This is a genomic window from Winslowiella iniecta, from assembly GCF_001267535.1.
GTDB classification, from domain to species: Bacteria; Pseudomonadota; Gammaproteobacteria; order Enterobacterales; family Enterobacteriaceae; genus Erwinia; species Erwinia iniecta.
Genome location: NZ_JRXE01000023.1, coordinates 16313 through 28584, shown reverse-complemented (window position 1 = coordinate 28584; position 12272 = coordinate 16313). Strand labels below are relative to the sequence as shown.

10 protein-coding genes are annotated in these 12272 nt (G+C 53.7%); 4 read left to right on the top strand and 6 right to left on the bottom strand.

The features are described 5' to 3' along the window. The 5 genes from NG42_RS23585 to tal form a co-directional block, all read right to left on the bottom strand. Positions 1-249, bottom strand: a 249-nt coding sequence (locus NG42_RS23585) for a DnaJ domain-containing protein (RefSeq protein WP_052900781.1), incomplete at its 3' end; no start/stop codon positions are given. A 189-nt stretch (positions 250-438) separates the two neighbouring features. Next, complete coding sequence (gene dnaK, locus NG42_RS15930; protein WP_052900678.1) at positions 439-2349, bottom strand: molecular chaperone DnaK; 1911 nt, start codon at positions 2347-2349, stop codon at positions 439-441. A 244-nt stretch (positions 2350-2593) separates the two neighbouring features. Further along, entirely contained in the window at positions 2594-3898 is a 1305-nt protein-coding gene (locus NG42_RS15925; RefSeq protein WP_052900676.1) for an MFS transporter, read from the bottom strand. Between the two features lie 129 nt (positions 3899-4027). Continuing rightward, positions 4028-4615, bottom strand: a complete 588-nt coding sequence (gene mog, locus NG42_RS15920; protein WP_052900674.1) for a molybdopterin adenylyltransferase — start codon at positions 4613-4615, stop codon at positions 4028-4030. A 141-nt stretch (positions 4616-4756) separates the two neighbouring features. Then, on the bottom strand, positions 4757-5710 hold the full coding sequence (gene tal, locus NG42_RS15915) for a transaldolase (protein ID WP_052900672.1): 954 nt from the start codon (positions 5708-5710) through the stop codon (positions 4757-4759). A gap of 221 nt (positions 5711-5931) precedes the next feature. Between tal and yaaA the strand changes: the two genes are divergently transcribed. The 4 genes from yaaA to NG42_RS15895 all read left to right on the top strand — a co-directional run bounded on the left by yaaA (position 5932) and on the right by NG42_RS15895 (position 11769). Beyond that, positions 5932-6708, top strand: coding sequence for a peroxide stress protein YaaA (gene yaaA / locus NG42_RS15910; protein ID WP_052900670.1), 777 nt, complete (start codon positions 5932-5934; stop codon positions 6706-6708). 140 nt (positions 6709-6848) lie between these two features. Beyond that, positions 6849-7670, top strand: a complete 822-nt coding sequence (locus NG42_RS15905) for a helix-turn-helix domain-containing protein (protein ID WP_052900668.1) — start codon at positions 6849-6851, stop codon at positions 7668-7670. Positions 7671-7839: 169 nt separating this feature from the next. Further along, a complete protein-coding gene (locus tag NG42_RS15900) occupies positions 7840-9144 on the top strand; it encodes an MFS transporter (RefSeq protein WP_072133266.1) in 1305 nt (434 codons plus the stop codon). A 3-nt stretch (positions 9145-9147) separates the two neighbouring features. After that, on the top strand, positions 9148-11769 hold the full coding sequence (locus tag NG42_RS15895) for a glycoside hydrolase family 78 protein (RefSeq protein WP_052900666.1): 2622 nt from the start codon (positions 9148-9150) through the stop codon (positions 11767-11769). Between the two features lie 75 nt (positions 11770-11844). Here the strand turns inward: NG42_RS15895 and tssE are convergent, their stop codons facing one another. Next, positions 11845-12270, bottom strand: a complete 426-nt coding sequence (gene tssE, locus NG42_RS15890) for a type VI secretion system baseplate subunit TssE (RefSeq protein WP_052900664.1) — start codon at positions 12268-12270, stop codon at positions 11845-11847. Between the last annotated feature and the right edge of the window lie 2 nt (positions 12271-12272).

Sequence of the window (12272 nt, the reverse complement as noted above, 5' to 3'; positions counted from 1 at the left end):
ACCGCCGCCGCCCATACCACCTTGTTCAAAGGCTGCATGACCGTACTGGTCGTAAGCCGCACGCTTCTGATCGTCGGTCAGAATTTCGTAGGCTTCCTTCACTTCTTTGAATTTCGTCTCGGCTTCTTTGTCGCCCTGGTTGCGGTCAGGGTGGAATTTCATCGCCAGGCGTTTGTAGGCCTTTTTGATTTCACGCTCTTCCGCCGATTTCGGAACGCCTAAAACCTCGTAATAGTCTCTTTTCGCCATTGTTAGTTGTCCTGCCCTTAACATGCGTGCACGGGCGTGGAGAGAACTCCTACGCCCGTGCGGGTTACCTCTACCCTGCAAATGCTCCTGGACGGGAGCACTGCATATTTTCGGCACGGGCAGCGAGAACGCCGCCCCTGGGAAACACCCGAGGGGAGCCGTTAACGGCTCCCTTGCCGCTCAGGGCGATTATTTTTTGTCGTCTTTGACTTCTTCGAATTCAGCGTCGACAACGTCGTCATCTTTCTTCGCAGAAGCGTCGCCAGCATCAGCCGCGCCAGCTTGTTGCTGCTGGGCAAATTCCATCAGCTTACTGGAAACTTCCATCAGAGCCTGCATTTTCGCTTCGATTTCAGCTTTATCTTCGCCTTTCAGCGCAGTGTTCAGCTCGGTCAGAGCAGCTTCAATCGGGGCTTTGTCGTCTGCTGGCAGTTTGTCGCCGGCTTCGTCCAGCTGCTTACGCGTGCTGTGCGACAGATGATCGGCCTGGTTACGCACCTGCACCAGCTCTTCGAATTTACGGTCAGACTCGGCATTTGCTTCCGCGTCACGAACCATTTTTTCGATTTCATCATCGTTCAAACCAGAAGAAGCCTTAATGGTGATCTTCTGCTCGCGACCGCTGTTTTTGTCTTTCGCTGATACGTGCAGGATACCGTCCGCATCGATGTCGAAAGTCACTTCGATCTGAGGCATACCGCGTGGCGCGCCCTGGATACCGTCGAGGTTAAACTGACCCAGTGACTTGTTATCCGCCGCACGTTTACGCTCACCCTGCACCACATGAATGGTTACCGCAGACTGGTTATCTTCAGCAGTCGAGAACACCTGGCTGTGCTTGGTTGGGATGGTGGTGTTCTTGCTGATCAGCGAAGTCATCACGCCACCCATGGTTTCGATACCCAGTGACAGTGGAGTCACGTCCAGCAGCAGAACGTCTTTCACGTCGCCAGCCAGTACGCCGCCCTGAACCGCAGCACCCACGGCAACTGCTTCATCCGGGTTCACGTCTTTACGTGGTTCTTTACCGAAGAATTCAGCTACTTTCGCCTGCACCATTGGCATACGTGTCTGACCACCGACGAGGATAACGTCGTTGATGTCAGAAACAGACAGGCCAGCATCCTGCAGAGCGACTTTCAGCGGCTCAATAGAACGCGCAACCAGATCTTCAACCAGTGATTCCAGTTTCGCACGGGTCACTTTGATGTTCAGGTGCTTAGGACCGGTCGCATCAGCAGTGATGTACGGCAGGTTCACGTCGGTCTGCTGGGCAGAAGAGAGCTCAATTTTGGCTTTCTCTGCGGCTTCTTTCAGACGCTGCATTGCCAGTGGATCGTTGTGCAGATCGATACCCTGATCTTTCTTAAACTCAGCCACTAAGTAGTTGATCATACGGCTGTCGAAGTCTTCACCACCGAGGTGGGTGTCACCATTGGTCGCCAGTACTTCGAAGGTTTTTTCGCCGTCAACTTCATCGATTTCAATGATGGAGATATCGAAAGTACCGCCGCCGAGGTCGTATACCGCGATAGTGCGGTTGCCGACTTCTTTATCCAGACCGTAAGCCAGAGCGGCTGCGGTTGGTTCGTTGATAATACGTTTTACGTCCAGACCAGCAATACGGCCAGCATCTTTGGTAGCCTGACGCTGCGCATCGTTAAAGTACGCCGGTACAGTGATAACCGCTTCAGTTACTGGCTCACCCAGATAATCTTCAGCCGTTTTCTTCATTTTTTTCAGCACTTCAGCAGAAACCTGCGGTGGTGCCATTTTCTGGCCTTTCACGTCAAGCCATGCATCACCGTTGTCTGCAGCGGTGATTTTGTATGGCATGATTTTCAGGTCACGCTGCACTTCTTCATCCTGGAAGCGACGGCCAATCAGGCGCTTAATCGCGAACAGAGTGTTCTGCGGGTTAGTCACAGCCTGACGTTTAGCCGGCTGACCTACCAGAATCTCGCCATCTTGCGTGTAAGCAATGATTGAAGGCGTGGTGCGATCGCCTTCCGCATTTTCCAGCACGCGTGCTTTGGTGCCATCCATAATTGCGATACAAGAGTTGGTTGTACCCAGGTCAATACCAATAATCTTACCCATCTAAACGTCTCCCACTTAAATTCGTCAATTCGTCATCAATCTGCTTGTGAACCAGTTATGCGGGCGAATTACTCTGTTTCAAGCGCCAGCACAGGCTTTTTTTCTGGTCCAACAATATTGGATGACAACTAGATGGGGCCGCTTCGCACAGCATCAAGGGTTAAAACTAAAAAAATTTCACTTTTAGCTTAAAAACAACACAGGCCCGCATCTGCGGGCCTGTCGGGAATACCAATAGCAGCATTTAGCGGGCGCTGACGGTGCCGAGCACCGATTGCTGACGGCGCTCACCGGCCAGCCACAGCCCTAACAGCAAGCCGATTACCGCCAGCGTCAGCACATACCAGGCCGGAGCCATCGGCGTCAGCTTCATCATCAGGGTGACGGAAATCGGCGTCAGGCCACCAAAAATGGCATACGAGAGGTTGTAGGAAAAAGAGATGCCGGTGAAACGCACTTCCGCCGGGAAAGCCCGCACCATGACAAAAGGCACCACGCCAACCACGCCCACGCTGAGGCCGGTAATCGCATAGGCGATAAACAGGTACTCTGGCGTTGTCGCCACGCTATGGAAAAAGCCCCAGCTGCATATCGCCAGCAGCAGACTCCCAATCGCCAGAGTTTTCCCCGCGCCAAAGCGGTCGACCAGCAATCCGGCCAGCATACAGCCGACGATCAGCATTACCGTGGCCAGGCTGTTGGCCTGTAACGCGGTGGCGGCAGCAATGCCGTGCTGCTTTTGCAGCAGTGTGGGTGCCATCAGAATCACCACCACAATGCAGGCGGACAGCAGCCAGGTCAGCAGCATCGAGACCACCACGCTGCGCTTATGATCCGCCAGCACGGTTTTCAGCGGCAGCGCCTCGGAAAGTTTTTTCCGCGCCTGCATCTCACGAAATACCGGCGTTTCCTGCAACCAGCGGCGCAAATACATCGCCAGCAGGCCAAAAATCCCGCCGAGGAAGAACGGAATACGCCAGCCGGTTTCGGCGATGGCCTGTGGCGTCATGCTGGTATTGATCAGCGTGGCAACCAGCGACCCCAGCAGAATGCCAAAGGTCAATCCGGCGGTCAGTGTGCCGCAGGCAAAGCCGATACGTTTTTCCGGCACATGCTCAGCCACAAATACCCAGGCACCCGGCACTTCACCGCCAATCGCCGCTCCCTGCAACATGCGCATCAGCAGCAACAGAATCGGCGCGGCAATCCCGATACTCTGGTAAGTGGGCAGCATGCCGATCGCCAGCGTCGGTAGCGCCATCAGCAGAATACTCAGGCTGAACATCTTCTTACGGCCAATTTTGTCACCGAAGTGCGCCATCACGATACCGCCCAGCGGGCGCACCAGATAACCGGCGGCGAAAATACCAAAGGTTTGCAGCTGACGCAGCCATTCAGGAATATCAGCCGGGAAGAACAGTTCGCCGATGACCGCCGCAAAGAACACGAAGATAATAAAGTCGTAGAACTCCAGCGCACCGCCCAGTGCCGCCAGAGAGAGGGTTTTGTAATCCTGCCGGTTCAAGCGGCGTGCAATATGTTGATCCATGGTTTTTCTTGCATTTCCAGAGGCAGTAGAGAAAAAGGTATAGCCAGAGATGTAAAGCTAATCTGACTATACCGTCAATTTCTCGCTACACCCAGCCATGCTGGATCTTATGCCTGAAAAATTCTTTTTTCAGTTGTTTGTGTCACGTCTGGCGCTTTTAGGGCGAAAAGCTGCTACCACACTGCTATGCGTCTCAATATAGGGCCCGTCGAGCAGCTGGATGCAATAGGGCACGCTGGCGAAAATGCCGTGAACGCGGGTATTGCCCTGCTCATCCTTCAGTCCTTCCAGCGTCTCTTTAATCGCTTTCGGCTGGCCTGGCAGATTGAGGATCAGTGACTGCTTGCGGATGACTCCCACCTGGCGCGACAGAATCGCTGTCGGCACAAAGTTCAGGCTGATCTGGCGCATCTGTTCGCCAAAGCCAGGCATCTCGCGATCGGCGACCGCCAGCGTGGCATCCGGCGTCACATCGCGCCGCGCCGGGCCGGTACCGCCGGTCGTCAGCACCAGATGGCAGAACCTTTCGTCCACCAGCTCGCAAATTGTCTCTTCAATCATCGACTGCTCGTCGGGCACCAGACGTTTTTCCAGCTCAAAGGGCGTATCCAGTGCCTGAGTCAGCCACTCTTCCAGAGCCGGCAGGCCCAAATCCTGATAAATGCCGTTCGATGCGCGGTCAGAAACCGAGATCAAGCCTATGCGTAATGTATTCATGGTGTTTTCGCTGCGTAGTCGCGGCCTGCATAACAGAAGGCGCGGTTTAAAAGAAGTGTTACTGAGCAGGATAATACATTGAAGCGGGGATCGGATACAAAACAGAAACCGTGACCAGCGTTCTGGTCACGGTAATTGCCATTACAGCAGGTCGGCAATCATCTTCTCAAGCTTGCCCTGGTCGATGGCAAAGTTGCGAATGCCTTGCGCCAGTTTGTCAACCGCCATCGGGTCCTGGTTGTGCTGCCACAGGAACTCAGGCTCCGTCATTTTCGCCGGACGCGCTTTCACTTCGCCGGTAAAAGACAGTTTACGCTCAACGGTGCCTTCGCTTTCCGCCAGCTCTTTCAGCAGGTTCGGGGAGATGGTCAGGCGGTCGCAACCGGCCAGTTCCAGAATCTCACCGGCGTTACGGAAGCTTGCACCCATCACCACCGTCTCGTAACCGTGCTGCTTGTAGTACTCATAGATTTCAGACACAGAAACCACGCCTGGATCTTCCGCTGGCGCGTACTCTTTCTTGTCGGTGTTGGCTTTGTACCAGTCGAGGATACGGCCAACAAACGGAGAAATCAGGAACACGCCCGCTTCGGCACACGCACGCGCCTGCGCGAAGGAGAACAGCAGCGTCAGGTTACAGTTGATGCCTTCTTTTTCCAGCTGCTCTGCGGCACGGATACCCTGCCAGGTTGACGCCAGTTTAATCAGGATACGGTCGTTGCTGATACCTGCATCGTTGTACAGTTTGATCAGGCTACGCGCTTTAGCAATGCTGGCTTCGGTGTCGTAAGAGAGACGAGCATCCACTTCGGTAGAGATACGGCCAGGGATCAGCTTCAGGATTTCCAGACCGATATTCACCGCCAGTTTGTCAGAGGTGAACTGGATCTGCTCTTCTTTATCGCTGCTCTGCTCACGTGCCCAGGCGATCGCTTCATCGATCAGCTTACGGTATTCAGGAATTTGCGCGGCGTTCAGAATCAGAGAAGGGTTGGTCGTGGCATCCTGCGGCTGATACAGCTTCATCGCTGCGATATCGCCGGTGTCAGCAACCACGGTAGTCAGCTGACGTAAGGAAGTAAGTTTGTCCGTCATAGTTGTCATTCTCATCAAGTTAGACTGTCAGGGTGTGAAAAAGTCTGTGGTCGATAATATCACTTGTCATTCGCCGTGCAAGGTAAGGTTACCGGTAAAAACATCGTCAGCACGAATAGCAATGATTTGCCTAACCTAATGGCTTTTTTGCTACAGTTGGCACATCGGAATCACGAAAAACCAGATGATATCCTTATAAATCAGGGTCAGGAATTGAATATATGTTGATGGTTATCTCTCCGGCTAAAACGCTGGATTTTGACAGTCCGCTGGCAACGAAACAGTTCAGCCAACCCGCACTGCTGGATAAATCACAGCAGTTGATTGACGTGGCACGCCAGCTTTCACCGGCGCAAATTGGGTCGTTGATGCATATCAGCGATAAGCTGGCCGAACTGAATGCCCAGCGCTTTAATGACTGGCAGCCGCCCTTCTCGCTCGACAATGCGCGTCAGGCGATTCTGGCGTTTAAAGGTGATGTGTATACCGGCTTGCAAGCGGAAGAGTTCAGCCACAAAGATTTCGATTTCGCCCAGCAGCATCTGCGCATGCTTTCCGGCCTGTATGGCCTGCTGCGCCCGCTCGACTTAATGCAGGCGTATCGCCTGGAGATGGGGATTAAGCTGGAAAACCCGGCGGGAGCCAATCTCTACAATTTCTGGGGCGACACCCTGACCGAAGCGCTGAATGAAGCGCTGGCTGAACAGGGCGATGATGTGCTGATTAATCTCGCCTCCGATGAGTACTTTAAGGCGGTGAAGCCGAAAAAACTCACTGGCCGGATTATTAAGCCGATATTCCTCGACGAGAAAAACGGCAAGTTTAAAGTGATCAGCTTCTACGCTAAAAAAGCCCGTGGCCTGATGAGTCGCTATATTATTCAGCAGCGCCTGACCAAACCGGCCCAGCTGAAGAAGTTTGACCTTGAGGGTTACTTCTTTGATGCTGAATCAAGCTCAGATAATGAGCTGGTCTTTAAGCGCCACGAACAGCAGTAAACCCTGAGAACGCAGGGGGCAATATTTGTCGCCTGCACCCCGATACTGTGCAGGATCACAGATTTCACCCTTCGGCTGGCAGTCAAAAATCCCCTTGCCTACTATTATCGCCACGCTCCCCTGCCCGGAATGACGTCGCCATGCTCAAGCTCTGCATTGACGAGTATTTTAGCTCCAGCAGTAATCTGTTCTCACTCTATGTCAGCGATCCGGAATGCAACGACTGTGAACATTGCCACGAGTTTGATGAACTGGTGATGGTGGAAAGCGGCCACGGTATCCATGTGATTAATGGCAAACCGAGCTATATCCAGCAAGGTGACGTGTTTTATGTGCGCCGCGACCAGTACCATTTTTACGACCGGTTAGGCACGCTAAAGCTGACCAATCTGTTAATCAACTCGCAACAGCCCTTTCGCTATCTGAATAACCTCGATCAGCTGATGGGCGATCTTAACGGCGTATCGCAACAGCAACCCGGCTGGCTGATGCCGGAACAGCGCATTGCCTGTAAATCGCTGATTAGCCAACTGACCCGTACTGGCGCGGCGCAGCCGGAACTCAGCGATGCGGCGCAAGAAGTCAAATTTTTTAATCTGATTCTGTCGATCAATAAATCTCTGCACACCACCAGCCGTAGCCATACAAAATACAAAGCGTATCGCCTGATCGCCTGGTTACAGTCGAACTGTTTTGAACAGATTGACTGGGACGAACTGAGTCACCGCTTTCTGCTGACCAAACGCACGCTCTATCGCCAGATTAAAGAGACCACCGGCATGACGCCGGAGCAATTTATCCGACAGCTACGTCTGGAGTCCGCACGGATGCTATTGCGCACAGGCGAAGAGAATATCACCGGCATTGCGTTTAAATGTGGCTTCTCCAGCAGCAATCATTTCTCTGCCTGCTACAAAAGCGTGTTTGGTTATCCGCCTTCGCAGGAACGTCGACAGAATTAAACCACTCCGCCTCCGTTTGCCGCATTATGTGAACTGCTCCTTAACAACCTTTCTCTGATTGCCACCTGCTGCGCGCGTTTGGCTAACCGGCGGTGGTCAGGCTGCGCCCGGATATCTCACTCTGGACAGACCAAAAAACGAATAACTCTGACCTTAATCCGAGGTAGCTATGGCAGCAAAACCCCATATCAGTTTAGGGATGTGGTGGCGTGCGGGCATTGCAGGAATGGTTTCGTATCTTGATGCCGCCGCCATCGTCACCACCAGTATCGCGTTAATTATGTATCTCAAAGCCTGGGGACAAACCGATATTATCGGGCCGCTCTCCGGCCTGCTGACCCTGATGATTGCTATTGGCGCGGTCGTCGGCGGGCGACTCGGCGACCGCTTTGGTCGCAAGAAGATTTTTATCTGCACCATGCTGATTTATATCCTCGGCGCGGGCATGCTGGTGTTTGCCAGCGGCATGCCGTCGGTGTATATCGGCATCATTATTTTAGGTTTTGCCGTCGGTGCTGATTTGCCGGTTTCCCTGGCGATGATTGCCGAAGAAGCGCCGGAAGGGGCAAAAGCCAAGCTGTTACAGTTCAGCCATATGCTGTGGATTCTCGGCATTGTCACTACCGCCGCGCTGGGCACGCAGTTTGGTCATCTCGGACTGACCGGTGGCCGCTATCTTTATGCGCATATTTTTATCGTCAGCATTCTGGTGTTGCTGGCGCGGCTGACGCTGAATGAGTCACAGGAGTGGTTAAAAGCCAAAGAATCTGAGAAACAACAGGCGGCGTTATCGGCCAGCCATATTATTCATTCCGGTGCCTGGAAAAACTTATTTAAAGCTCCCTGGCTGTTTGCCATGGTCTCCACCGGCTTATTCTATTCACTGGCAAATATTTCGGCGAATACCAACGGCCAGTTTTCTACCTATATCTATACCGAAGTAATCGGCATTTCGGTCAGCATGGCTTCGGGCTTTAACCTGCTGAACACCTGTATTTCCTTTACCTTTGTCCTGCTCTTTATGCAGGTACTGGATGGCAAAAACCGGTTTAAATGGTTTGTCTTTGCCGCGCTATTACAGGTAGCCGGGCCATTGGTAATGGTTATCTTTGATGTGCAGCTCTACACCCTGTTAACCATGCTGATTGTCTGCTCGATAGGCGGCGCGATCGCCGGTGAACCGATGTATAAAATCTGGTCACAGGAACTGTTCCCCACCCTGCTGCGCAGTTCCGCGCAGGGCATCACCATTGCCTTCACCCGCGTGATCGCCGCAGTGGTGGCCATCTTTACTCCGGCGATATTGAGCAGTGGCCCGCGCAACCTTTATATCTTCATCTTCAGCGTGATGTCGCTGGCCATGCTTATCGGTATTTTCTGGATATTTAAAATCCCAAAAGCCAGCGAAATTAAACCGGATGAAGCCGCGCAGCCCGAAGGTGCTTTTGTTAAATCATTAATAAAAAGTGAGTAGAACATGTCAGGATTAAACTTAACCGACGTGCAGCCTTATGACGTCCATTTTGACTATCATGCCGCTCAGCCCGTGCTGGGTATTGGCAGCAGCCAGCCGCGTCTGTCATGGAAACTACCCGAACTGGAGGCCGGCTATCAACAGCACGCCTGCGAACTGGATATCACCATTATCCATGCTGACCAGTCGCGCTATCACGACACCTTCGTAGTCAGCGGCGCGGAACAGATCTGCGTTGACTGGCCAGCTCAGGCGCTGCGCTCTCGCGATCGGGTGGCGGTGAAAGTGCGGGTCAGCGATGGCCAACACTGGTCAGCATGGAGTGACAGCGCACTGGCCGAAGTGGGTCTGTTGCAGCCAGATGACTGGACGGCCAAAGTGATCCACAGCGGCATCCGGCAGGATCGCTATAAAGAAGAGTGCGTTTATCAGCTGCGTAAGGCGTTCAGTGTCAGCCAGCCGGTGGAACGCGCCACGTTATACGTCACCGCGCTCGGCCTGGCAGAAATCGAAATCAACGGCAAAAAAGTCGGCGATGATGCGCTGCTGCCGGGCTGGACGTCCTACCCGCACCGGTTACGCTATTTCACTTATGATGTCACCGAACTGTTAGACGGTGAACATCTGGCGATCGGGATCTGGCTGGCAGATGGCTGGTACGCCGGACGCTTTGGCTTTCATGGCGGCAATGCGCGGCTATACGGCGATAAATCCGGCTTGCTGCTGCAACTGGAAATCCTGCATGCCGACGGTTCTCAAAGCCGCGTTATCAGTGACGACAGCTGGCGATGCGCTCTCGCGCCGATTACCGCTTCCAGCCTCTACAATGGAGAAAGTTTTGACGCGACACGCCATGACACTCGTTGGTCGCAGCCGGGCTTTGACTCGCGCTTAGGGCAGCCGGTTGAGGTGGCGGACTACTTTAATTATCAGCGCCTGATTGCGCCGGAAGGCCCGCCGGTGCGCGCACAGCAGACTCTCCAGCCGGTTGAAATTATCCACCAGCCAGACGGGCATTACCTGCTCGACTTCGGGCAGAACTTCTCCGGGCGTCTGCAAATTAACGTCAAAGGAAAGCGCGGGCAGCGCATCACCTTGCGACATGCTGAAGTGTTACAGGAGGGCAAGATCTACCGCCGTCCACTGCGCGGTGCCGCCAGTGAAGACAGCTATATTATCGGCGCAGATAACGTCAGCGAAAGCTGGCAACCGCGCTTTACCCTGCACGGATTCCGCTATGTTGAGGTGGAAGGCTGGCCCGCTGATACGCTTAATAAAGCGGATATTGTGGCGCAGGTTTACTACTCGGATATGAAACAGACTGGCCATTTTAGCTGCTCGCACGCCGGAATTAACCAGTTGCACAGCAATGTACTGTGGTCGATGCGCTCGAATTTTGTCGATATCCCGACCGACTGCCCGCAGCGTGATGAACGCCTCGGCTGGACCGGTGATATTCAGGTGTTTACGCCAACGGCGTCCTTTCTCTATGACGTGCGCGGGTTCTTATCCAGCTGGTTAAAGGATCTGGCTATCGAACAGCAGCAGTTTGGCAATGTGCCGTGGTATGTGCCGTGGATTCCGGGTAACGCCTGGCAGGTCGATCAAACGGGCAGCGTCTGGGGGGATGTGGCGACCATTACGCCGTGGGTGCTGTATGAGAGATATCAGGATATCGGCATTATCCGCCAACAATATAACAGTGCCAAAATGTGGTGTGACCGGCTAATCCAGAACTTTGCCGCTGACGAATATATTGTGCGCCAGGACCTGCAACTTGGCGACTGGCTCGATCCGTTGGCCCCCCCGGATAATCCGATTAAAGCCATGACCGATACCAGCCTGATTGCTACCGCTTACGCGTTTAAATCGTTCAGTATTATGTCGCGTATGGCTGAGAGGCTGGATAAACCGGATGAGGCGAAGTACTACGCCACCATGGCATCGCACACGCAGCAGGACTTTCTGCAAAGCTGGTTTGACGAAACCGGCATCTGCGTGAATGAAACTCAGTGCGCCTATAGCATCGCGCTGGTATTTGGTCTGTTAAATGATGAGGGCAAGAAAAAAGTGGCGGGTGAGCGGCTGGCGAAGCTGATTCGCCAGCACGGCGGGAAAATCGGAACTGGCTTTGCCGGCACACCCATTGTGCTGGATGCACTGACCCTGACCGGCCATCTCGCAGAGGCGTATCAGATGCTAGAGTGTCAGGATTGCCCGTCATGGCTGTATCAGGTTGATATGGGCGCGACGACGATATGGGAGCGCTGGGACAGCATGTTACCTGACGGCTCGGTTAACCCCGGCGAGATGACCTCCTTTAACCACTATGCCCTTGGCTCAGTGGCCGACTGGTTACATCGCGTGGTGGGAGGCATTGAAAATATTGGCAGCGGCTATAACCGTATTCGCTTCCAGCCGCAGCCGGGCGGACAGTTAAGCTGGGCGAAATCGGCGTTTGACTCCCCGTACGGATTGATTAAATCGCACTGGTCAATCGCCGACGGTAAATTCACCCTCGACGTCAGCGTTCCAACCGGCTCGACGGCAATAGTGAAAATGCCTGACGGCAAACAATATGAAGTCGCCAACGGGCAGTATCGTTACCAGTGTGATTATCAGTAGTTCTTACCCCCGCCAAACTGCCCCCAGATTAAGCTTTTGGGGGCAGTGTATTACCGCTACCTGGCATCATTTTCTTTAATTCATCTGCCCCTTCTGCCGCAAATGCCGCACCAGCACGCGCCCTTCGGGGATAAACTCGGTGCCAAAACGCACCAGCCCGATCTGCTTTAGCTCCGCTTCCAGCGTATAGCGCAGGTGGCCTGGCGTGCGCTGGGTCATCAGGGTCAGTTCTACATCTTTCAGGCGCGGCTCGTATTTCAGCAGCGTATGTTTTAGCACCGCCATCAGACGATGCGCGGTGGCGGGCAGCCCTTGCAGGATTTCACTCATATCCGGCAGGCCATAGTCCGGCAGATGCGCCAGCGAACCGGCGCGACTGTTCAGAATGCGCTGCATATTATCCAGTACCGACATAATCACCTGCTCACGCTCATTAACCTGATCCAGATCCAGCTCACCGGCAAAGTTAAATGACAGCATCTCAAACAGCGAAGGATTCATAG